The 23,954-nt window shown below is 43.8% G+C and carries 22 protein-coding genes; 7 read left to right on the plus strand and 15 right to left on the minus strand.

The features are described 5' to 3' along the window. The gene (gene thrS, locus RR876_RS08320) at window positions 1-1,923 is read right to left on the minus strand and encodes a threonine--tRNA ligase (protein WP_114392468.1); all 1,923 of its coding nucleotides are present in this window, start codon (window positions 1,921-1,923) and stop codon (window positions 1-3) included. A 497-nt stretch (window positions 1,924-2,420) separates the two neighbouring features. On the opposite strand from thrS, the gene RR876_RS08325 reads away from it, so the two are divergent. After that, on the plus strand, window positions 2,421-4,064 hold the full coding sequence (locus tag RR876_RS08325) for an acyl-CoA synthetase (RefSeq protein WP_332477275.1): 1,644 nt from the start codon (window positions 2,421-2,423) through the stop codon (window positions 4,062-4,064). A gap of 79 nt (window positions 4,065-4,143) precedes the next feature. Here the strand turns inward: RR876_RS08325 and yjgA are convergent, their stop codons facing one another. The 9 genes from yjgA to mazG form a co-directional block, all read right to left on the minus strand. Beyond that, window positions 4,144-4,677, minus strand: a complete 534-nt coding sequence (gene yjgA, locus RR876_RS08330; protein WP_005400753.1) for a ribosome biogenesis factor YjgA — start codon at window positions 4,675-4,677, stop codon at window positions 4,144-4,146. A gap of 2 nt (window positions 4,678-4,679) precedes the next feature. Further along, the gene (locus RR876_RS08335; protein ID WP_010325935.1) at window positions 4,680-4,949 is read right to left on the minus strand and encodes an HPr family phosphocarrier protein; all 270 of its coding nucleotides are present in this window, start codon (window positions 4,947-4,949) and stop codon (window positions 4,680-4,682) included. Next, window positions 4,946-5,797, minus strand: a complete 852-nt coding sequence (gene rapZ / locus RR876_RS08340; protein ID WP_004692298.1) for an RNase adapter RapZ — start codon at window positions 5,795-5,797, stop codon at window positions 4,946-4,948. The genes RR876_RS08335 and rapZ overlap by 4 nt, the downstream gene beginning before the upstream one ends. A gap of 26 nt (window positions 5,798-5,823) precedes the next feature. Continuing rightward, window positions 5,824-6,666, minus strand: coding sequence for a pantoate--beta-alanine ligase (gene panC, locus RR876_RS08345; RefSeq protein ID WP_332477274.1), 843 nt, complete (start codon window positions 6,664-6,666; stop codon window positions 5,824-5,826). Window positions 6,667-6,669: 3 nt separating this feature from the next. Further along, on the minus strand, window positions 6,670-7,479 hold the full coding sequence (gene panB / locus RR876_RS08350; RefSeq protein WP_332477273.1) for a 3-methyl-2-oxobutanoate hydroxymethyltransferase: 810 nt from the start codon (window positions 7,477-7,479) through the stop codon (window positions 6,670-6,672). Window positions 7,480-7,515: 36 nt separating this feature from the next. Then, the gene (gene folK / locus RR876_RS08355) at window positions 7,516-8,004 is read right to left on the minus strand and encodes a 2-amino-4-hydroxy-6-hydroxymethyldihydropteridine diphosphokinase (RefSeq protein ID WP_332481854.1); all 489 of its coding nucleotides are present in this window, start codon (window positions 8,002-8,004) and stop codon (window positions 7,516-7,518) included. Beyond that, window positions 8,001-9,470, minus strand: coding sequence for a polynucleotide adenylyltransferase PcnB (gene pcnB, locus RR876_RS08360; RefSeq protein ID WP_332477272.1), 1,470 nt, complete (start codon window positions 9,468-9,470; stop codon window positions 8,001-8,003). The genes folK and pcnB overlap by 4 nt, the downstream gene beginning before the upstream one ends. A gap of 137 nt (window positions 9,471-9,607) precedes the next feature. Then, window positions 9,608-10,006 (minus strand): ComEA family DNA-binding protein, encoded by a 399-nt coding sequence (locus RR876_RS08365; RefSeq protein WP_332477271.1) that lies wholly within the window; start codon window positions 10,004-10,006, stop codon window positions 9,608-9,610. Between the two features lie 18 nt (window positions 10,007-10,024). Further along, window positions 10,025-10,786 (minus strand): nucleoside triphosphate pyrophosphohydrolase, encoded by a 762-nt coding sequence (gene mazG / locus RR876_RS08370; RefSeq protein ID WP_224467410.1) that lies wholly within the window; start codon window positions 10,784-10,786, stop codon window positions 10,025-10,027. 118 nt (window positions 10,787-10,904) lie between these two features. Between mazG and RR876_RS08375 the strand changes: the two genes are divergently transcribed. Further along, window positions 10,905-11,672, plus strand: coding sequence for an SDR family oxidoreductase (locus tag RR876_RS08375; protein WP_332477270.1), 768 nt, complete (start codon window positions 10,905-10,907; stop codon window positions 11,670-11,672). 39 nt (window positions 11,673-11,711) lie between these two features. Here the strand turns inward: RR876_RS08375 and RR876_RS08380 are convergent, their stop codons facing one another. From RR876_RS08380 to cysM, 4 genes are read right to left on the minus strand one after another with little or no spacing between them, the layout of a single operon-like run. Further along, window positions 11,712-14,018, minus strand: coding sequence for a bifunctional (p)ppGpp synthetase/guanosine-3',5'-bis(diphosphate) 3'-pyrophosphohydrolase (locus RR876_RS08380; RefSeq protein WP_004979149.1), 2,307 nt, complete (start codon window positions 14,016-14,018; stop codon window positions 11,712-11,714). Between the two features lie 33 nt (window positions 14,019-14,051). Continuing rightward, window positions 14,052-15,440 carry a 23S rRNA (uracil(1939)-C(5))-methyltransferase RlmD gene (gene rlmD, locus RR876_RS08385; RefSeq protein WP_332477269.1) on the minus strand — a complete coding sequence of 463 codons (1,389 nt, stop codon included), beginning with the start codon at window positions 15,438-15,440 and terminating at the stop codon, window positions 14,052-14,054. A 6-nt stretch (window positions 15,441-15,446) separates the two neighbouring features. Next, a complete protein-coding gene (locus tag RR876_RS08390) occupies window positions 15,447-16,268 on the minus strand; it encodes a 3'-5' exonuclease (protein ID WP_332477268.1) in 822 nt (273 codons plus the stop codon). A gap of 22 nt (window positions 16,269-16,290) precedes the next feature. After that, window positions 16,291-17,220, minus strand: a complete 930-nt coding sequence (gene cysM / locus RR876_RS08395; RefSeq protein ID WP_332477267.1) for a cysteine synthase CysM — start codon at window positions 17,218-17,220, stop codon at window positions 16,291-16,293. Between the two features lie 153 nt (window positions 17,221-17,373). Between cysM and RR876_RS08400 the strand changes: the two genes are divergently transcribed. The 5 genes from RR876_RS08400 to rsfS all read left to right on the plus strand — a co-directional run bounded on the left by RR876_RS08400 (window position 17,374) and on the right by rsfS (window position 23,288). After that, window positions 17,374-20,187, plus strand: coding sequence for an ATP-binding protein (locus tag RR876_RS08400; RefSeq protein ID WP_332477266.1), 2,814 nt, complete (start codon window positions 17,374-17,376; stop codon window positions 20,185-20,187). A gap of 112 nt (window positions 20,188-20,299) precedes the next feature. Continuing rightward, on the plus strand, window positions 20,300-21,088 hold the full coding sequence (locus RR876_RS08405) for a crotonase/enoyl-CoA hydratase family protein (protein WP_332477265.1): 789 nt from the start codon (window positions 20,300-20,302) through the stop codon (window positions 21,086-21,088). A 34-nt stretch (window positions 21,089-21,122) separates the two neighbouring features. Next, entirely contained in the window at window positions 21,123-21,998 is an 876-nt protein-coding gene (locus tag RR876_RS08410; protein ID WP_332477264.1) for an NAD(P)-dependent oxidoreductase, read from the plus strand. A 15-nt stretch (window positions 21,999-22,013) separates the two neighbouring features. Next, window positions 22,014-22,808 carry a TIM barrel protein gene (locus RR876_RS08415; RefSeq protein ID WP_332477263.1) on the plus strand — a complete coding sequence of 265 codons (795 nt, stop codon included), beginning with the start codon at window positions 22,014-22,016 and terminating at the stop codon, window positions 22,806-22,808. Window positions 22,809-22,883: 75 nt separating this feature from the next. After that, the gene (gene rsfS / locus RR876_RS08420) at window positions 22,884-23,288 is read left to right on the plus strand and encodes a ribosome silencing factor (protein ID WP_004692321.1); all 405 of its coding nucleotides are present in this window, start codon (window positions 22,884-22,886) and stop codon (window positions 23,286-23,288) included. Between the two features lie 47 nt (window positions 23,289-23,335). On the opposite strand, the gene RR876_RS08425 is transcribed toward rsfS, so the two are convergent. Then, window positions 23,336-23,944, minus strand: a complete 609-nt coding sequence (locus tag RR876_RS08425; protein WP_332477262.1) for a hypothetical protein — start codon at window positions 23,942-23,944, stop codon at window positions 23,336-23,338. Between the last annotated feature and the right edge of the window lie 10 nt (window positions 23,945-23,954).

The following is a 23,954-nucleotide window of genomic DNA, read 5'->3' on the forward strand; positions in this document are numbered from 1 at the left end:
TTACTCCACAATGTACCGGCCGCGTTCGGCAACGGCTGCTTTTACTAGGTCAACGAAAGCGTCGATTGACATAGTACCCAAATTTGTTCCAGAGCGGGTACGCACGTTCACTGTACCTTCCTCTACCTCACGGTCCCCAAGTACCAGTAAGTAAGGAATACGCTCTAATGTACGTTCACGAATCTTAAAGCCGATTTTCTCATTTCTCAAGTCTGAAATCGCACGGAGACCGTTTTCTTTAAGTTTAGCGACGACTGACTCACATGCTTCCGCTTGTGAGTCGGTAATGTTCATCACACATGCTTGGATTGGTGTTAACCAAGGTGGCATAAAGCCCGCATAGTGTTCGATTAGTATACCAATAAAACGTTCAAAACTGCCAAGTATTGCACGGTGCAACATTACAGGTTGATCACGATCATTGTCTTCAGTGACATATGACGCATCTAAACGTTCTGGCAAATTGAAGTCACATTGGATTGTACCACATTGCCATACACGGCCTAAGCAGTCTTTCAGTGAGAATTCAATTTTCGGACCATAGAATGCGCCTTCACCCGGTTGAAGTTCCCATTCCAAACCAGCAGCATCTAAAGCATCTGCTAAAGATTTTTCAGCCATATCCCAAAGTGCATCATCACCCACACGTTTTTCTGGACGTGTAGACAACTTCATTTGTACTTCTTCGAAACCGAAGTCTTTATACACATCTAAAGTCAGTTGAATGAAGTCAGCCACTTCTTGACCAATTTGCTCTTTGGTACAGAAAATGTGTGCATCATCTTGCGTAAAGCCACGAACACGCATAATGCCGTGTAATGAACCTGATGGTTCGTTACGGTGACATGAGCCAAACTCAGCCAAACGAATTGGCAAATCGCGGTATGACTTTAAACCTTGGTTGAACACTTGTACGTGACAAGGACAGTTCATCGGCTTAATTGCATAGTTACGGCTTTCTGAATGCGTTGTGAACATACCATCTGCATAGTTTGCAGCATGGCCTGATTTTTCCCAAAGCGTGAAATCAACCACTTGTGGGGTACGAATTTCAAGGTAACCATTGTCTTGCTGAACTTTACGCATGTATTGTTCAAGTACTTGATAAATGGTCCAACCGTTTGGATGCCAGAACACCATACCTGGTGCTTCTTCTTGCATATGGAATAGGTCTAAAGCTTTACCAATTTTACGATGGTCACGCTTTTCAGCTTCTTCAATACGTTTAATATATGCAGCTAACTGTTTTTTATCAGCCCAAGCAGTACCATAAATACGTTGAAGTTGTTCATTCTTCGCATCACCACGCCAGTAAGCGCCTGACATTTTAGTCAACTTGAATGCTTTTAAAAATTTAGTATTTGGCACGTGTGGACCACGGCACATATCTAAATAATCTTGATGGTAGTACAAGCCCATTTCTGTTTCTTCAGGCATGTCTGCAATCAAGCGTAATTTATAATCTTCACCACGCGCTGTGAATTCTGCAATCACCTCATCACGTGGTGTCATTTTTTTGATGACATCATAGTCTTGATCGATGAGCTTTTTCATGCGCTCTTCAATGGCTAGCATGTCTTCTGGTGTAAATGGCTTTGCGCTAAAAATATCGTAATAGAAGCCATCTTCAATGACAGGACCAATCACCATTTTCGCTTCAGGGAACAATTGCTTAACCGCATGTCCCACCAAGTGAGCGCAAGAGTGACGAATGATTTCGACACCTTCTTCGTCTTTAGGCGTAATAATTTGAAGGCTGGCATCCGTGGTAATCAAGTCAGATGCATCGACTAAACGACCATCGACTTTTCCTGCAACTGTATTTTTCGCAAGACCCGGACCGATGCTCAGTGCAACGTCCATCACAGATACAGCTTGATCAAATTGTTTTTGATCGCCATTTGGCAAAGTGATAATTGGCATAAAAAATCCTTAAGGAGTGATGCCCCGTACCATGGAGCATGTCACCGCGAGATTATGATCGAGGTAAAACCTCAAAAGATAAAAACGGTGGATAAATAAAATCAGTCGAATTTTACACGTGTTATCCACAGGATTAAACCTTTTCCCCTAGAAAATTCACGTTTCGGCGTATTTTGAATTCATTTGCCAATCCATTAGCCTCCCTAAAATGAGGGAGTTGATGTGCCGCAATCCTTATAGCTACATTTTATAATGACTGTATCGGTCACTTTTTATTGAACAATGCAGCAACACAAGCATATACATATTGCTCATAAAATAGGCTAAAATCACTTATATCGCACAGAATCCACAGATTCGGTTTAGATAAACTAAACAAAAAAATTCAATAAATTCATCTAAAAAGCGCAACTCGACTAAAGCATAAATGCAAGATGGCTGAAAAATGCATATCTTTTAAGCAATGGAAAAATAATACTGAATTTGGAGTGATAAACATGGTCAGCGCTTATGATGAACTACCAAGAACCCCCGCAAACTTTGTGGCTTTGTCACCGCTGCGTTATTTAGAACGAGCTGCCTATATTTATCCCCATCAAGATGCCATCATTCATGGCCACCGTCATATTTCATGGCGTGAAACTTATCAACGTTGTCGCCAATTTGCTTCACAACTGCAAAAACTAGGGATCACTAAGAATGATACCGTCTCGGTACTATTACCCAACATCCCTGCAATGATCGAGGCACATTTTGCAGTACCCATGACAGGTGCGGTACTAAATACGCTGAATACCCGCTTAGATGCGAAAACCATTGCGTTTATGTTGGAACATGCCGAAACCAAAGTCCTTTTGGTCGATCCTGAGTTTGCATCGGTTGCACAAGAGGCTTTGGCTTTGGTCAAGCGCGACATTTTTGTGATTGATGTAGATGATGCTGAGTACGAAAACTGTTTTGCAGCTCCGATTGGTCAAATCGAGTATGAAGACTGGTTAACCGAAGGCGATGAAAACTTTGAGTGGCATTTACCTCAAGATGAATGGGATGCCATTAGCCTAAATTACACCTCGGGAACGACAGGTAACCCGAAAGGGGTGGTCTATCATCACCGCGGGGCTTATATCAATGCAGCCAGCAACATCATTGCTTGTGGCATGACACCTCGTGCGACCTACTTGTGGACCCTACCCCTGTTTCACTGCAACGGTTGGTGCTTTGCATGGACTATGGCCGCCAATGGCGGCACCAACATCTGTTTACGTAAAATTGACCCTGAACTCATTTTTAAACTCATCGCTGAACACAAAGTCGATTATTTCTGCGGTGCACCAATTGTATTATCGATGCTGATCAATACTCCAGAAGAGCAACGGGTTCACTTTGAGCATCGCGTTGAAGTGATGGTGGCAGGTGCTGCACCTCCCGCTGCAATCATTGAAGGCATGCGTCATATTGGCATCAATGTCACCCATGTCTATGGCCTCACTGAAACCTATGGCCCTTCTGCGCTTTGTGCGTCTCAAGCGGGTTGGTCTGACTTATCGATTCAAGAACAAGCACAACTGCACTCACGCCAAGGTGTTCCGTACCCACTGCAAGACGGTATGAAAGTGCTGGATCCAGATACCATGCAACCTGTCCCGCATGATGGTCAGACCATGGGTGAAATTATGTTCCGTGGCAACATTGTGATGAAAGGTTATCTCAAAAACCCTGAAGCGACCTCAGAAGCCTTTGCTGGTGGTTGGTTTCATACTGGCGATCTTGCAGTCTGCCAACCCGATGGCTATGCCAAAATTACTGACCGCTCTAAAGATGTCATCATTTCTGGCGGTGAGAATATTTCATCACTAGAAGTTGAAGAAATTCTCTATCAACATCCTGCTATTTTAACGGCTGCGGTGGTCGCAAAACCCGATCCTCGCTGGCAAGAAGTGCCATGCGCATTTATTGAACTCAAAGCAGGTAAAGAAACCACACCTGAGGAAATCATTGAATTCTGTAAGCAACGTCTGGCACGTTTTAAAGTCCCGAAAGATGTAGTGATTACAGAAATTCCAAAAACGTCGACAGGCAAGTTACAAAAATTTGTTCTACGCGATTGGGCCAAAGAGCGTGCAACGGGCGAGTTTAGCTAAACATTCAGCAGCCTATACAAGCAAATATTCTCAAATAAAAAAGCGACCTTGAAGGTTGCTTTTTTTATGTCTAAATGACTTAATTATCTGAAATTAAAGCCACTTGCTGAATGTAGTTAAACAACTTCAAACGCGAAGCTTTAAGTTGTTCTTCATCAGCCTGCTGTTTCATATCACGGTGAATACGCAATACATGCTGACGAATGGTATGACGTTCCGCGGCATTATAGGTTTTGGAAAACTCATTAATGACCACATCACCATCTTTGATCATACGATCAACCCAACGCTGCAATTGAGCGGTTTTTTTCGCGCCTTGTTGCGGTGTCAAATAAGACAAAATCACCGTTTCATCTTCATTACGCAACAACTTCCCAATGCGTAAAAATTGGCGACGACGAGCTTCATTTGATGTAATTAGTTTCACATCCAAAAGGGCTTCAATCAAACGCTCTTCAACAGGTAAGTTTTGAATTTGTTTAGTGTTCAACTCTGCAAGTTGAGAACCCAAAGACGCCATACGTTGTACGGCTTTTTTCTGTTCAGTTTTACTTGCACGTCCTTCTAAAGATTCAAAGTCTTCTTCAGTAAAACTATGCGGTCGACGTGCCACGATTAATCTGCCTCGTAAAATTTTGCTGCAAATAGTGCCTGAATCTCAGATAAAGCTTGTTCTTCATCTGCGCCTTCAAGCACCAAGCGTAAAGTGGTGCCCTTTCCTGCGCCTAGCATCAGGAGGGACATAATATTTTTGGCATCCACCAATTTGTCTCCTTTTCCAATTTGGATTGAAGAACGGAATTTGGTGGTCACTTCAATGAGCTTGCCAGATGCACGCGCATGTAACCCTAGTTTATTAATTACGTCAACAGTTGTGTCAATCATGCCCAGTGCTTCATTTCTCGATGGAGGACCTGAATAGACCATTTTGCCTCAAGGGCTTTTTTTAGTCTATCCACAATATATACAGAGCGATGCTGCCCACCCGTACAACCAATTGACACGGTCATATAGTGACGATGCCCTTCAGCAAAAGCTGGTAACCATTTATCTAAAAACTTATAAATATCTTGGAACATTTCGTGCGTTTGCTCACTTTGTTCCAAAAATTTTTGCACAGGAGCATCCAGTCCTGAATACTTCCGCAGTTCTAAATCCCAATGGGGATTGGGTAAATGTCGAACATCAAACACATAGTCAGCATCCAACGGGATACCGTGTTTAAAGCCGAAAGACTGCAAAATCAAAATCAGGTTATCCGACTGACCCAACTTTGACAGCAAGGTATGCTTTAAGTCGTGCACACTTTTATCGGTGGTATCAATATGCACGGTTGAGCGCAAATTAATCGGCAATAAAAGGGTCTTTTCTTCTTGAATACACTGATTCAAACTTTGAAAGCGTGTCGCCAGCGGATGCGGACGACGTGAAGCACTAAAGCGCGCAATCAGCTCTTGGTCACGTGTGGTCAAATAAATAATATCGACCGTACCATGCCTTTGCAATTGTTCAAACACCAAGTCGAACTCTTGCAAATCTGCACGTGTACTGCGTACATCCACACCAAGCGCCAACTGCTCAAGATTATTTTCCCGATCTAGCTTAGCAACAATCTCTGGGAGTAAGGCCAAAGGCAAATTATCAATACAGTAATAACCGAGGTCTTCCAACACTTGTAATGCAGAGGATTTACCTGAACCAGACTGTCCTGTAACAATTAAAATGCGCTTCATCTTAATCCTTTGAGAGGTGAGCTTGATTAAATATGTTTCACTTTCAAGTTATCAATTAAACGAGTTGCCCCGAGTTTTGCCGCAACAAAAAGCACCACATCTTGGTCAAACGCATCCAATTTCTGCAATGCAGGTGTGCGTGCTTCCACATAATCCACAACAAAGCCAGCCTGTGTCAATGTCGCCTTTATATTTGTTAACACATCAGCTAAAGCGGTACCAGCTTGTAGTGACTGTTCTGCCGCTTTTAAGCTTTGATAAATGGTCGGTGCCTTTTGACGGTTTTCTTCGCTTAAATAACCATTACGGGAACTTAAAGCCAAACCATCTTCTGCACGTGTAATTGCCACACCCATCACTTCAAGCGGCATATTCAAATCACGAACAAACTGACGAATCACAGCCAACTGTTGATAGTCTTTTTCACCAAAGAAAGCAAAATTAGGTTGCACAATATTGAACAGTTTCGTCACCACAACGGCGACACCATCAAAATGCCCTGGACGTTGTAGACCACACAAATCATTAGTGATATCTGAAACAGTAATATTGGTCAAACGTGGACTGTTGCCATACATTTGCTCAACCGATGGTGCAAACACGATGTCACAACCAACCTCGGCCAACAAGCGCTGATCTTGCTCCAAGGTGCGTGGGTAACTGTCAAAATCTTCATTGGGTCCAAATTGAATCGGATTCACAAAAATGCTGACTACAACCACATCACAGAGTTTTTTCGCTTCACGCACAAGGTTCAAATGCCCCTGATGCAAGTTGCCCATGGTCGGGACGAAACCAATACTTTTTCGAGCCGTTCGCGCAGGGTTCAATGATGCTGATAGGCCTTGGATCGTGGTTTCAGTTTTCATGTTTTACAGCTCGACTTGGAATGTTTGTTCTTTCGCAGGGAATGAGCTATCTAGCACCGCTGCATGATATGCCTTAAACGCATCCAAAATCGCCGTTTCCCCTGCTTGTTCTTTCATAAAGTTACGCACAAATTTTGCAACACGACCAAAAGTCAGTCCAAGCATGTCTTGTACCACCAAGACTTGACCATCGGTATCCACACCTGCACCAATGCCAATGACAGGTACTTGTGGGAACAACTCACTAATTTCTTTACCGAGCTGCGCAGGCACACACTCTAATAACAGCACCGCAGCACCCGCATCAACCACCGCTTGGCAGTCCGCAATCAGTTGATCTGCCGCTTCACGTGTACGTGCTTGTAATTTATAGCCACCAAACACATGTACAGACTGTGGGGTCAAACCTAAGTGTACACATACAGGAATACCGCTTCGTGTCAAAACTTGAACCGTTTCAGCCAGCCATGCGCCACCTTCAACTTTGACCATTTGTGCACCAGCTTGCATCACTACTTTTGAGCTTTGCAAAGCATCATTTAAGGTGGCATAGCTCATAAACGGTAAATCGGTCATGATTAAGGCATGTTGATTACCACGGCGTACAGCTGCGGTATGGTAAGCCATATCTTCAACTGTAACAGGCAAAGTGGAATCACGACCTTGTATCGCCATACCTAGTGAATCGCCAATTAAAATGGTATCAATTTCAGCAAGTTCCATTGCCTTTGCCATACTTGCATCATAGCAAGTCAGGCAGGAAAATTTGCGACCTTCTGCTTTAAATTTTCTTAAGTCATTTAAACTAATCATCAAACAATTCCTTTCAACATCTTTAGCTCGGCTAAATTAAATCTCTGCCCAATTGCCTGCATCCAGCACGCTCAACGTGGGTTGTTGTACAACGGGCAACTGTTTCAACGCAATACCATCAATGTGTAAATTGGGGTTTAAATCCAGTAATGGAATCAACACAAAATCACGCTCCATCACACCGACATGTGGCACGGTTAAGCGTTCATGCTGAATTTTCTCTTCTGCATAGATCAGTAAATCTAAATCTAAAGTGCGTTCACCCCAATGGCGTAAACGTACACGTCCCGACTCTTGTTCAAAACGTTGCAGCTCATCCAGCAAAGCCAACGGTGCCAAGTTTGTGCTGAGTTGCACCACGGCATTTAAATAATTGGGTTGGTCTTGCGGCCCCATCGGTGGGCTTTGATACAGCTTGGAGATCTTCACATCGCCAAGACTGGCCAACTTGTGCACCGCTTCAGTCAAAATCACTTTAGAGTCGCCTAAGTTACTACCTAAACCAATGTACGTGACGATGCTCATTGTGTCGGTCCAAAAATCACGCTGCTTAAATCACGTTGAACACGCTTACGTTTTAAAATCGGGTGATCTGCACCAATCTCGGTTGAGCTGTGACCTGTTCCCTTACCAGTCTGGGTACGAGCTTCAGCGTGTTGCTTCGGTTTACGTGCACGGCGACTGCGTGATTCTTGCTCTTGCACCAAAGGCTCAATTTCATGACTTACCGTTTTGGCAATCGCCGCTTCTTCAGCACTTGCTTTACCACTGCGACGTGATTTTGCACGTTGGCGATTATATTGACTAATGGCACGTTCTTTTTCATCGGTGCTCATCAACTGATAGGCATCCCACCATTGTCCCATGCCAAGCGTACCGTCATCACCGGATTTTTCGCGAAGCAACAAAAAGTCAAAGCCTGCACGGAAACGTGCATGGCTAGATAAAGCTTGAATTTGCTGTGCTTTTGGGTTGAGTAAACGGGTTTGCATTTCCCACACTTCACGAATGAAGGTTTCGGCAAAGCGCGGAATAATAGTCCGCGTGGCTTGGCGTTTTAATACATCAAGTCCCGCTTGTGCACGAGCTTCAGCCGCAACCACACCTTTACTACTATAAAACTCACAACGCTCTAAGAACGGCTGCCATAACAACACCGCATAGAAAAATGCAGGATTGATGGTTTTGCCCACTTGAATACGCTGATCGGTATTTTTAGCGGCACGTTCAATAAATGGGGTGATATTCGGTTGGATATCTGCAAATAACTGCTTCCAAATGCCGAAGTCAATCAGCATTGGCAACACACGATTTAAATGCCCCATCGTGAACAGCTTCTGAGATTCATCATATAAACGGTGCGGCGAAACATCACGCAGCAACTGCGTCATTTCCAAGGTGAAAACGTCGAGAATTTGCTGATCGATTGAGAAACCTAATTTTGCAGCAAAACGTAAAGTCCGCAGCATTCGCACAGGATCCTCTTCAAAACGCGTTTGTGCATCGCCTAGTAGACGTAAGGTTTTATTTTTAATGTCATCCACAGCATGACAGAAATCTAAGACAACGCCCTTGCGTGGCTGATAGTACATTGCATTAATTGAAAAATCGCGGCGAGCAAAGTCTTGCTCTATCGTACCCCAATTGTTATCACGCAAAATCATGCCTTGCGCAGAGGTGACTTCTTTCTTCGGCGGTGCACGGAAAGTTGCCACTTCAACCAACTCACGACCTGAATAGACATGAGCAAGCTCAAAACGGCGCCCGATAATACGGCAACGTCGTCCGAAAACTTCTTTTACCTGTGACGGTGTTGCATTGGTCACTGCATCAAAATCTTTGGGATTTAGGCCAAGCATCATGTCGCGGACACCGCCACCGACGATATACGCTTCATAGCCTGCCTTAGTTAATGCATCGATCACATCTAAAATGTAAGAAGGTAATTGAGCGGTTGATAAACCACATTTTGACGCGCGCAAAGTTTGCAAAAGCCGCTGTCTCCTACGCCTAAACGTAAAATTCTAAGATGACGCTAATCATATATCTAACACAATCAAAGGGCAATTTGATTATCGAAAGCAAAGCAGGATTCTGATCAATTCACGAATAAATGACACCGCTTTTTTCACAAGCCCAAACGAGTTTTATTTTTTGCAAAAATTGCCGGTCCAATCCCGCGCACCTGTTGTAGCTCATCTATGGTCTTAAATGGCCCTTGTTTCTGGCGATAGGCCACGATTGCCTGTGCCTTTTTTAAGCCCACACCCTGAAGTTGCTGTAGTTGATCGACACTGGCTTGATTTAAACTAATTTTATTTGCACTCGATACAGGTTGGGCCTGAACAGGAGACACAGAATGTTTCACGCTCTTTGGTGTTTGAATACGATCATCCCACGCCTGCTGCTCTGCTTTCCAGTTCAGGTAGTTCTGATCAAACGACTGCGCATAACTACTGGGTATCCAAGCCAGCAAACTCAGTAATAACAACGCAATGATCAACAAACTTACTTTTATTTTTATCAATTCAAGCCACCCTTTTTATTATTTCAGTTGTAATTTGGCTTGCTCCCACAGTTGATCCATCTCTTCTAAAGACATCTGCTCAATCTTTTTTTGTTGTTGCAATGCTTGATCTTCAATGAAAGCAAAACGAGTACGAAATTTATGAATCGTACTTAAAAGCGACATTTCGCTTGAGACGCCCAGTTTACGTCCAACATTGATCATTGAAAATAAACAATCACCAAATTCATCTGCTATTTCATCGGAATTTTGCTGTTGAACCGCATATTTCAGTTCAGCTAACTCTTCTTCAAGCTTGGCATATGCACCGGCCACATCAGGAAAGTCAAAACCGATCTGTGCTGCATTTTTTTGAATCTGTTCCGCTTGTTGTAAGGCTGGACCATGTTTGATGCTGTCTAATCGTGACTGTGCCTTACCCTGCTTTTCCTGTTGTTTAATTTGCTTCCAAAGCTCGCCTACATCTTCGGCAGACAAAGCTGAAAACTGCTGTGCTTGAAAGACATGGGGATGACGACGAATTAGTTTTTCTGTGATGGCATGAACCACATCTTGAAAATTAAAAGCCCCTTGCTCGGCATACATTTGTGACTGGAACACCACCTGTAGCAGTAAATCACCCAACTCATCACGTACCTCATCAGCTTTACCTGAACGCACAGCAGCTTCAACTTCATAAGCCTCTTCAATGGCATAGCGGGTTAAACTTTCTGGGGTTTGCTGTTGATCCCATGGACATTTTTCACGTAATTCACGCATCACGTTCAGCAATTGTTCCATGTTTATCTCTCTTCAAAAATCATATTGATAAAAATTACATTATGACGGCATTCATTTGTTATGCTCAATCCAATCACAACAATAACATCAAGAAAAAGAGCAACAAGGAGCCATTTCAATGCGCAGTATTTTGATTAGCGGTGCAGCCCAAGGTATTGGTGCGGCCATCGCCCGCTTATTTTATGCACATCACTATAAAGTAGGGATTTATGACATCAATAGCGCTCAAGCCCAACAGCTGGCAGCCAGCCTCGGCCCAAATGCCAAAGCAGGACAGCTCGATGTTTCCAACTATCAAGACTGGCAAACTGCTTTAGCCGAGTTTGTCGCATGGGCGGGCGAGCTCAATATCTTGGTCAATAATGCAGGAATTCTATTCTCAGGGCCTTTTGAACAAACAGAGATCAGCGCACATCACAAAACCATGTCGATCAATGTCAATGGCGTACTGAATGGCTGTCACGCTGCATTGCCCTATCTCAAACAAGCAAATTTTGCCCGCATCATCAATCTTTCTTCAGCCTCAGCGATCTATGGTCAAGCCGATTTAGTCTCGTACTCTGCCAGTAAGTTTGCGGTACGTGGCATCACCGAAGGCTTAGATACCGAATGGCAGAAATATGGCATTCGCGTATTAGATGTCATGCCGCTATTTGTACAAACTGCCATGGTACAGGATATGCAAGCGAAGAGTATTCAAAACATGGGGGTACACTTAACTGCAGAAGATGTAGCTCAACACGTTTTTCAACGTGCTGTTGCAAAAGATACGGCACTTACTGCAACCCATCAAGCCGTGGGTGCCAAAGCCAAGGTTTTATTTCAACTGAGTAAAATTAGTCCTCAATTTCTCAACCGCCTGACTAATTTGTACCTTTCTAAATAAAAAAAGCCTGCAATTGCAGGCTTTTTCTTTTCAATTCGCTTAGTTACCTTGCACCAAACGGCGCGCACTAATAATGCCCGGTTGTTGCTCTAACCGCGCCAACAGTTTTGATAATTGCGATAAACCTTTAACTTCAATCAACAATTTCATATTGGCAATACCGTCTGCTTCAGAGATGGTGTTGACCTGACGAATATTGATTTGATCGGAGAAAATCACTTGGGTCAAATCTTTGAGCAAACCACGACGATCATAAGCTTCCACCACAATTTGCACACTCTGACCACGTGTTGGCTGCATTTCCCAATCGGCTTCTACTGCACGCTCAGGTTCATTTTGAATCATGCGTAAGTAGTCAGGACATGCCACTTTGTGAATACTCACCCCACGGTTCAAGGTGATATAACCCGCAATTGACTCGCCATGCACAGGCTGACAACACTGCGCCACATGCAGCTCAACGTTATCTAAACCATCAATCAGAATGCCATGCGCTGACAAGGTATGACTAGCACGTGGATTCAACGTCGGCTTCAGCACCAGTTCAGGTTCGTCCTGATCCAAATGCATATGGCGGTTCACCTGATTGATCAAGGCATGCAGACTAATGTCACCATTGACCAGTGCAATCAGAATGTCTTCACCCGCTTTGACATTGAAATGATTGCAGTAATCATTCAAATCAATACTTTTTGGGTGAATTGCTAAACGCGAAAGTTCTTTGTTGAGCAGGTCACGGCCCACTTCCAAGTTTTTGCTGCGGTCTTGTTGTCTAAACCAATGGCGCAGCTTGTCCCGCGCACGTGCCGTCTTGATATAACCTAAAGAGTTCACCAACCAATCACGGTTTGGCTCACGGTCTTTCTTGGTTAAAATCTCAACTTGCTCACCCGTTTTCAAAGTATAAGTTAGCGGAACATAACGCTGATTCACTCGCGCGGCATAACACTTATTACCGACTTGAGTATGCACATGATAAGCAAAGTCTAGTACGGTCGAACCACGTGGGAGCTCTTTAATATCGCCATCACGGCTAAATACATAAATCTTCTCAAAATCCTCAAAATCTTGAATTTGCTCAAAATTTTCAGAGTCTTCATCCGACTTATGTACATTCGCATCATTGCGCTCTTGATAGTGTTCAAGTACTGCACGCAATGAATGTAAACGATGGTTAAAAGAGCGATCGGTATTCTTACCGCCTTCTTTATAGTTAAAGTGCGAACACACCCCAAGCTCTGCTTCTTCATGCATGCTCTTAGTACGAATCTGAACTTCCAGTGATTTGTTTTCCGCAATCACAGCCGTATGCAGTGAGCGGTAACCATTGGCTTTCGGATTGGTAATATAGTCATCAAACTGATGCGGTATATGCCGCCAAATTTGATGCACAATCCCCAGCGAGTGATAGCACTCAGGTACGGTTTTAACCAAGACTCGAACAGCACGAATGTCATAGAGCTGATCGAAGCTCAGGTTCTTACTTTTCATTTTTCGATAAATCGAATAAATGTGTTTTACCCTGCCACTAATTTCAGCTTCAATACCATGCTCATTCAAAGATGCACGCAAAGTATCAATCACAAACTGAATATATTGCTCACGCTCCAGTCGCTTTTCATTCAGCAGCGTCGCAATTTCTTTATAGCGATCAGGTGCTAAATAGCGAAAGGCCAGATCTTCCAGTTCCCACTTTAACTGTGCAATCCCTAAACGGTGCGCCAGAGGTGAGTAAATGGTTAAGATTTCTCGTGCGACACGCTCTTGACGTTCTTTAGATGAAGTCGCCAATTCACGCAGTGCATAAGTTCGCTCAGCCAATTTGATCAATACAACGCGCACGTCTTCCGTCACCGAAATCAACATTTTATAAATGCCGTTTAAATGCTCACGCTGATTGTTATTAAAGTGATCTTCGAGGCGTTTATTCTGCTCAATGAGGTCGGACAACTTACCCATGGCCAAAGTGCCTTTGACCAGCGCATGCACTTGTTCGCCAAAATGCTCTTGTACTTCCGCCAAAGGAATCACGCCTTCGCGTACACCACGATAGAGCATCGCAGCAGCCAAGGTGTCTTCATCGACATGTAGATGGGCCAGAATATCCGCCATTTCAATACCGGTATAAAAGGTATTGGAACGATGATTAACCGTGGTTTCTAACTCTTTTTGTAAAGTCAAATTGGCAACTTCTTCGAGTTGCTCAAGCTTCGCATCATCTAATATGCTTCGAACACGATCTAACCATTCAGCCAAATCATGTTGAGCTTGTTCGGCATGCTCTACAGTCGCCTCCTGAGACAACTCATTGAGTCGCCCAGGTAGTTGCTCACGTACTGTGACCATACCCTTCTCCTACACTTTTACGCTTCATATTCTTTAATCGTTTATCTCATTATCTTTTTCAAACAATGCTATCGACTCAACGTGACCTGTGTGGGTAAACATGTCCATCACACCGGCTTGGACTAATCGATAACCCTGTTGTACCAACAGCCCCGCATCCCTTGCGAGTGTCGCTGGATTACACGACACGTAAACGATTCTTTTTGCACCAAAGTTAGGCATATAATGCATTATTTCCTCTGCGCCTGCACGTGGAGGATCTATCAATAATGCATCAAATCCTTGATTTGCCCAAGAATGATGCGAGAAATCTTTTGTTAAATCTTGTGAAAAGAACTTCAACTGGCCAAGAGCATTACGTTCCGCATTTTCTGCACCACGTTGAACCATTTCTTCACTGCCTTCAACACCAACCACTTGTCCTGTTGCACCCACGCATCGAGCCAAAGGCAAAGAGAAATTTCCTAGACCACAGAACAAATCGAGAACACGTTCTCCTTGTTTTAAATCTAGCAAGTCACATGCCAATTTCACCATTTGCGGGTTAATGGTTGAGTTTACTTGAGTAAAGTCGTGTGGGTTAAATCCAAATGCCACATCAAAATCATTTAAACGATAATGTAAACGCATCTCTGCATGTTCATCATCCATACGCTTTAGACTGTCTGGGCCTGCAGCTTGTAAATACAATTGCCACCCTCTGTCTAACGCAAATTGTTTTAATCGGTTGACATCCTCTGTGTTTAATTTTTCAGTATGTCGCACCGTGAGGGCGATGTCACAATCTCCCATAGCCAATTCTATATGACCAATGGCTGCTTTGGCTGTTAGACTTTGGAGTAACTGCTTTAAGCGTGTGATCGAACCAAACTCCTGATCTAACACCAAACAACGATCAATTGAAGTCAGTTTATTGGTTTGACGCTCTCTAAAACCCACGACCAATTGATCTTTGTGCGGCAAATAACGCACCCCAATGCGCGCTTTACGGCGGTAGTCTTCACGTAAAGAGCGCAAAGGCGGCAACCATTCTTCAGGTTGAATCCCCGCAAAATGCTGCAAATGCGATTTAAGCACTTCTTGCTTTAAACGAATTTGTTCATCGGGATGAATGTGCTGCATATTACAGCCACCACAGCTTTTAAAATGCGGGCACTTCGGCTCAACACGAAAAGTAGAGGCTTCACTAAGGAGTTGAATAGCATCGGCTTCCTCTAAACGCTTTACCGCATGGGTAATCTGCGCTTTAACCATTTCACCCGGCAATGCATAGCTAATAAAGACTTTTTTACCCTGCTTGTCCGCAGGATGGTCTGGATGCGAACCATAGTGCGCTATGCCGCGTCCTTCATGCGAAAGTGACTCAACCTGAAAAATATAACTGGGCTGTTGAGTTGGACGAGGTTTGGCTCTATGTTTCATGTGTACCTAAAGATGGGAAGGGGAAAAATCGGCAGCGGTAAAAGCCGTCTGCTGTGAGGTCTCACGCCACACCGACAAAAAGTCTTGATGCTGCGGTTGAACCTGTAAAAACTGGATGGTTTGATCGATAAAATGACGGTGGTCTTGAGCTAGCAATTGCCCTTTGAGCAAGAGCCAACGCAAATACACCAGCCATGTATTTAGCACATCACCTTCACAATAACTGGTGAGTTTGAGCCATTCCTGCGCCCGAACATATTCAGGTACATGATAAGCCCCATCACCTCGTTTACCGGGATACCCCAATAAATGGGCAACATCATCTAGCTTTTGGAAATGACGTCCATTAAACATTGCCATCACATCCATCAGATCGATGTGACGCTGATGATAACGGTTCTGATAGTTATTATAGCGCTTTTGTGCGTCAATTTCGCCCTGATCGAACAACGCAGGTGCAGTTAAACCATGATACATAGCACGAAGCATAATTACAGGTAAGTCAAACTGAGCGCCATTCCAGCTCACTAAAGTCGGTAAACGCTTATCAAATATAGATAAAAACTTACTGAGGATTTCTGCTTCCGAATATTGTTCACGGCTAAACGAAAAGAGTTTCATCTGGCCTTGGTCATCCAGCCACAAGCCTGAAATACACACAATTTCATGCAATGCTAAACGCTGAAAATCCATGCCTGACTCTTGGCGACGCAACTTGGTCAGTGCCGCCTCCAAATCAGCCTCAGGCAAATCTAAACCATATAAATGCGCCCCCGATCTCAAATCAGTCATGGTTTCAATATCAAAGGTGAGAACAGGTAAGCGCATATCTAAGACTCTATTTTTCGTTTTATTCAGGATCAACCACAGAGAAAAGACCCGTCGATAAATAACGGTCACCACGGTCACAAATAATGCACGCAATGACGGCACCAGGATTTTCTTCAGCAATTTTAATCGATGCCCACACCGCACCACCTGAAGAAGTTCCTGCGCTAATCCCTTCTTTTTGCGCCAATTTACGCATGGTTTTTTCCGCTTCAATTTGCGGAATATCCATAATCTGATCAATCCGACTGCGGTTAAAAATCGTTGGTAAATATTCTTCAGGCCAACGGCGAATCCCAGCAATACTTGAACCATCTGATGGCTGTAAGCCAATAATTTGAATGTCTGGGTTCATCTCTTTGAGATATTTAGAGACGCCCATAATGGTACCTGTAGTGCCCATTGAGCTCACAAAGTGAGTGATTTTGCCATCTGTTTGCTGCCAAAGTTCAGGCCCAGTCGTTAAATAATGTGCTTCAACATTATCAGGATTACCAAACTGGTTGAGTACATGCCCTTTGCCTTGTTCTTGCATTTGCAAAGCCAAATCACGTGCACCTTCCATACCCTGTTCTTTGGTCACTTCAATCAGTTCCGCGCCATAAGCACGCATGGCATCTTTACGTTCTTGGCTCATGTTGTTGGGCATAATCAGTTTCATCTGATAGCCACGCATCGCAGCAACCATCGCCAATGCAATGCCGGTATTTCCACTGGTCGCTTCAATCAAGGTATCGCCCGGCTGGATTTGCCCTCGCTTTTCCGCTTGCATAATCATGTTATACGCGGGACGGTCCTTGACAGAACCTGCGGGGTTGTTGCCTTCTAACTTTGCCAATACTGTTGCTTGAGTGTGACTAGCCAGACGCTGTAAACGCACCAGTGGAGTTTTTCCAACATAGTGATCTAACAAAAATTCGTCTGCTTGAAAATCAGTGGATGTAGTACTCATTCTTTTTACCTTGATCGAGGTGCGCCTATTGTATGGAAAAATACCTGTCCCTGCACCCATTTAGCGTGCTTTTTCGTGAAAGTGATTAAAGCACCATCGATTTTTTATAAAGCGTGCTACACTTCAAAGCATAGGGAATAAATCACTTGCACCATGTCAAATATCAATAAAAAGTTATTTAATCGTCTGCACTTAAACCATGCTTATGGACAGCTCATTGCACTTATTTTCGTGCCGATTATGATTTTGGCCTGTGTAGGTGCATTACTGGTTATTACCGAAACTTCAAATGCCGCCAAAGCCCAGCAGCGACAAATGGCGATAGCGATTTTAACGCGCTACCAGCTAGATGCAGAAGCGGCGATCAATTTGGTGAATGCCTCCCCTTGGCAGTATGAAAATGCACGTTATTTGATGCAAAAGATGTTAGATGAAAAACATCTGATTCGTGCCGCAATTATTGATGACAAAGGTAATAACAAACTTAGCATTGGCTACCAAGACCAAGCGCCGTGGCCTGCGCTGAAAAAAAATACTGATTTTTTTGGCCCGATGAATTTTAAAGGCAATACGGTATATGGTTTACCCATCAACCAATTTACAGGCACGCCTGCACAGTTGGTGGTTGAATTAGATAACCAACCCTTACAAATTGCCCGTTATCGCGTGTTGATTGTGTTGATTGCGACAGGTCTGTTGACACTCTTATTGCTTTTACTCTGTTTAAATTTCTACTCGCGTCGCTGGATTGCGCCGATGTATGAAATTCGCATGCAGCTGCAACGTTTAAATGCCGACACCCTCGATCAGCACATGCTGATTAACAGTACCGGTGAATTACGCTTACTACAACGCGATATTGCCAATGTGGTGAAACGCCTGCATTTTAGTTTTTTAGAATTGAAAGAACACACTGAGCAGACGGAAGACGATTTACGTCGAACCCTTGACACTTTAGAAGTGCAAAACATCACCTATCGTCAAGCGCGTGACCAAGCCATTTCAGCAAGTCAGTCCAAGTCTGTATTCTTGGCCAATATCAGCCATGAACTGCGCACGCCGCTGAACAGTATTGACGGTTTTATTCACCTCTTACTGCGTCAAGACAACCTCAACAATGATCAAAATCTGTATTTACAAACCATCCGAAAATCATCTGCACACTTACTGGCACTGATTAATGATGTTTTAGATTTTTCAAAAATTGATGCAGGTAAACTAGAACTCGATACTGCAACTTTTGATCTAGAAGAAGCAATTTTTGATGTTATGGATATGCTGTCTCCTCTTGCTGCACAAAAGCATATCGATATGGCCTTTTACTATGCCGACAATGTGCCAAAGCATGTGGTTGGAGATGCCCTACGCTTCAAACAAATTTTAACCAACCTGATTTCCAATGCCATTAAGTTTACTCCTGATGGCGAGATCATCGTCCGCGCAAGAATGGAACAAGATGATATTGGACAGTGCCTATTGCACTTTAGTGTACAAGACAGCGGCATCGGACTCAGTGGAACCGACCGTAAAAAACTGTTTGAGTCTTTCTCGCAAGGCGATGCTTCGGTCACGCGTCAATTTGGTGGTACAGGTCTGGGCTTAGCGATTTCCAAACAGCTGGTGCATTTGATGCAAGGGCAAATTGGATTTGAGGACAACCAAGAACGCGCGCCAACCGAAAAAGGTTCCACCTTCTGGTTTACCGCAATGTTTATGGTCAATGAAGAAGATGAGTACGTTGAACATCCTCAATTTAGCAACATGCAAGTGGTTTCGTATTTGGCACATCCTGCAACGGCCAATATTCTGCGTCATTATCTTGAAGACTATGCTGTGGAACACATAGAATCGAGTTCAATTTTAGACTTATTCAGCCACCTCAACAGACTGCCTCAAGATGTGGAAAATACATGGTTAATTGTTGATCATAGTGGTGATACCGAAGCCTTATTAAAAGAAATTCGTCAGCGTTATAGCGGTAACCTTGCGGTTTATGGTTACCAGATGTCACTCGATTTGACCACGCTGAATGAATATCGCGCACGACCATTATACCAACCGCTCAGCCGGAGTGCTTTGATTCAATTACTCAGTAATCAACCGCTATTTGAAGAAGACGAAATGGAGTCCTTCAATGGTCAAGGCTTACATATTTTAGCGGTAGATGACCATCTCCCTAACCTGATTGTCCTTGAAGCCCTACTGGGCGAGTTGAATGTCACGACAACAAAAGCTTTAAGCGGTCAACAAGCCTTAGAGATTTTACAAGAGCGCGCTGAACACAACAGCAAAGCTTTTGATTTGGTGTTTATGGATATTCAAATGCCTGTCATGTCGGGTGTCGACACCACACGTGCCATTCGTGCGCTGGAGTCAACCATTGAAAACCACAAGCGTTTGCCCATTATTGCCCTCACCGCACATGCATTGGCCGATGAAAAACAGAAACTACTGCAAGTCGGTATGGATGACTATGTCACCAAACCTATTCAAATTGATCAGCTCATTCAAATCCTGACCCATTGGACCACTGATCGCTTCAACAAAGGCTCACTTGTTGAAAAAGCCATCGTGATTGAAGCACTCGATCCGAAGGTGCTCGACTGGCAGCAAAGCTTACAGTTGGCTGCCAATAAAGAAGACTTAGCCGTCGACTTATTGCGTATGTTAATGGACAGTTTTGATACTGAACTGCATGAAATGAAGCAGTTGATTGAAATGGAAGATTTCCCACAATTGGAGCATGTGCTACACCGTCTGTATGGTGCAACACGCTATGTCGGTGTACCCAACTTACAAGAAGCAACAGGGACATTTGAACAGTTTGTTTCAACCTTACGTAAAGAGCGTCGTAAAGCAGATGAACAGTTTGTTCAAGAAACCATCAAGCGGTTCAATGAACTCAAAGTCGTGATTGAACAAGTACAACATGCGGCACAGCAAATTTTAATCAAACATAACCCATAAAACATTCAAAAGAGCGTGACACCAAAGACAAGTTGCGACGTGACTCTTGGTGTCATTTATCCGCACGGGAGCTATGCTATGCTCCGTGCGAGCAAAAATAAGAGTTCTCATCATGGCTTTACTTCGCATTGAAAACAAAAATGGCATTGCCACTGTTTCACTTAACCGTCCAGACAAACGCAATGCGATGAGTTTCGACCTGTTGCGCGAATTGGTTAAAACTGCTGAAAAAATTAAAAAAGACCTCAGCATTCGCTGTGTCATCCTTACTGGTGAAGCACAAGTCTTTAGTGCAGGCATTGATCTTGCCGATTTGAACAATCCGAAGAATCGCGCCTATGCTGCATGGGAACTGATCAAACCGGGACAAAGCCTCTTTCAAAAAGCCTTCCTAATTTGGCAAGAACTGCCTGTTCCTGTGATTGCCGCGATTGAAGGGTTTTGCTTTGGCGCTGGTATGCAATTGGCTTTAGCGGCAGACATTCGTGTGGCACACCCTGCAACCAAAATGTCGATTATGGAAAGCCGTTGGGGACTGGTTCCGGATATGGGGCTGACGCGTTCTTTGAAAGGTTTGATCGGACTAGATCTTGCCAAAGAATTAACACTTACGGCTCGTATTTTCGATGCAACTTATGCCAAAGAAATTGGCTTAGTCACACATCTTGATGAATCACCGCTTGCTAAAGCTCAAGCCATTGCAGAAGAAATGTTACAACGCTCACCAGATGCACTCATGGCCTCAAAATATGTGTTGGATGCTATGCAGCATGAGCCTAAAAAATCCTTACGTTTGGAAAAAATTTGGCAACTCAAATTACTGTTAGGTAAAAACAGCCAAATCGCACGTAAAAAAGATAAACAACCCGACGTGCAGTATCTACCACGCCAATACAAATAACAGTATTTAAGCACTGACAATCAAAGAGGGTCCCATGAGTTTCGATCGACACACTAAAATTGCATTTCTCGGCATGGGACTCATGGGCAGCCGTATGGCCACCCGCTTACTTCAAGCGGGTTTCGACGTCGCTGTATGGAACCGTACCAGTAGCGCCTGCGATGCCCTCATTGATTTGGGAGCAACAGACTTAGCGCTACAGAATATTGCCGACTATCCTGTAGTTCTGACCTGTTTAGCCGACGACAAAGCTGCACTCAGCGTTTATGAACAAATCGAACCGTTTTTGACGGTGAAGCAAGTGATCATCGACTTTTCCAGTCTTTCGGTGGAGCAAACCCTGAGTCTTGCAGCACGTGCCGAACAAAAACAGGTGCAATGGATCGACTCACCTGTTTCAGGAGGGACTGTCGGTGCGGAACAAGGTACGCTGGTCATCTTTGCTGGTGGCGATACACAGACGATTCAAGACTTGTCTTTGATTTATAATATCTTGTCTCAACGTGTCACCTGTATGGGTAACACTGGAACAGGACAAGCCACCAAAATTTGTAATCAACTGATTGTGGCAGCCAATAGCACTCTGATTGCAGAAGCAGTTGCTTTAGCAGCCAAAGCTGGTGTGGACACTCGCTTACTTGCACCGGCGCTTGCAGGCGGTTTTGCCGATTCAAAACCCTTTCAAATTTTAAGTCCACGTATGGCGACTCACCTGTTTGAGCCCGTACAGTGGAAAGTTCAAACCCTGTCTAAAGACTTGAACAATGCTGTGCAGCTTGCTGCGCAGCACCAACTCGACATTCCTGTTGCAGCGCGAGCACTTCAGCAATTGCAAGCACACCAACAACAAGGCTATGCTGAAGCTGATCTTGCCTCAGTCATATTACAAGTAGAACAGCAAGCCAAATAAAATTAGGAGAAAATCATGACCAAACTTGCTGTAAATTTATCCATGATTTTTACCGAAGTGCCGCTGCTTGAGCGTTTTGCTTTGGCTCAAACCGCTGGCTTTAAACATGTGGAAATCCAATTCCCCTATGAACTCAGCATTGAACAAATTCAAACTCAGCTTATGCTTCATGACTTAAGCCTCTGCCTAATTAACGTTCCTGCGGGCGACTTAATGACCGGTGGAAATGGACTCGCAGGTGTCCCCGGCAAAGAGCTAGAGTTTCATCACGCTCTTCAGTTAGCAGTGCAATATGCCAGCGCACTCAAAGTGCCAAGTGTGAATATCCTTGCTGGCAAACAACCCCTAGATGCAGACCTACTGCCCTGTTTAAACACCTTGTCCAAAAACCTGAAACTGGCCTGCCATATATTCAGTGAACATGACATTCAACCTGTCTTTGAAATGATCAACGGCACGGATATGCCACGCTTCTTAGTACAAAATATTGCCCAAGCACAGGAAATGTTAGAAGCAGTACAACACCCTACACTTAAAATGCAATACGACTGCTATCACATGGCCATGATGGGTGAAGATGTGTTGCAAGGGCTACAAGAAAATATTCAAGATATTGGTCACATCCAATTTGCAGACTGTCCGGGGCGGCATGAACCAGATACTGCACAAATTATGTATGCAAATATTTTTGAATGGCTACAACACAGCAGTTATGACGGTTTTATTGCGGCTGAATATCGACCAAAAACTGTTTCAACTCAGTCCTTTGCATGGAAGGCAAAATACTTTGCTGCACATCCTCAAAGTTGAACTATTGCGGATTTGAAATTTTCGCCTAAAAACGCTATATTATAAGATGAGTTATTGTCCGGAAAAATTCCCTTTATGAATTTAGAACCATCGCCCAGCGCTTCTAATTCTCACGATTTCGCAATGAATACCCAAGCTGCCGACGTACAAGCTTGCTTAAAAGTTGTACATGAAGCCCTTGAAGATGTAAAAGCAAAAGATATTTTAGCGATTGATGTCAGCCTAATCAGCAACGTCGCTGATGCAATTGTGATTGCAAGCGGTACATCAACGCGTCACATCAAAGCACTTGCTGATAACGTTGCTGAAGAAGCACGTAAAGCAGGTTTTCGCCCTCTCGGTGTCGAAGGCGAACGTGATGCAGAATGGATCTTGATTGATCTTGGCTTTGTTGTTGTGCACGTGATGTTGCCAACAGCACGTCGTTTCTACGACCTAGAAAGCCTTTGGCGTGCAGCCCCAGAAGAAACTGTAGCCTAATATGAAAAGAGCGACCTGAAGGTCGCTTTTTTTATGTCTAATTTTATTTAAATTAAGCGATGCATATCGACCATTGGGTAGCGCTCTTTCACTTGGCGCTTCACATGGGCATAGAGCTGATCTGCTTTTGCTGGACCATAAAACTCACAATAATTTTCATAACAGACCGTCAAGACCTGCGCATATTGAGTCATAGGCAAAGCTTCGAGTACTGCTCGATCATCCAAGGCCTGATACCTATCAATCACAATGGATAGAACGCCTAGCTGCATTTTCACTTCACGCTCAAACTCATGTACATCAACAGCTTTGACCGCTTGACAGATATTTTGCATAAAAAACGTCAATGCATCGAGTAACGCTGCTCCCCCTTGTTCGCTTTTCGATGCTTTTGCAGATGGATTCAACAACACTTGTTTTTCAACTTGGGCCATCTCGGCCAAGACATTTTTGAGCATGTCCTTTCGAAAGTAACGTAATTCCTCTGTGGTACAAATTTCACTCAAAAAACGATTCAGGACAAAAGAGGGTTGATCACCATATTTCGCTTCCCAGTGATTCAATACTTGCTCTAAAAGTGTTCCTTGTAAGTACTGACTCAGTCCACGCTCGATCGCTTGGCGTTTTTGTACAATAGTTAATGTTTCAGTCGACATGAGCTATCCT

The organism is Acinetobacter sp. (assembly GCF_036666595.1).
GTDB lineage: Bacteria > Pseudomonadota > Gammaproteobacteria > Pseudomonadales > Moraxellaceae > Acinetobacter.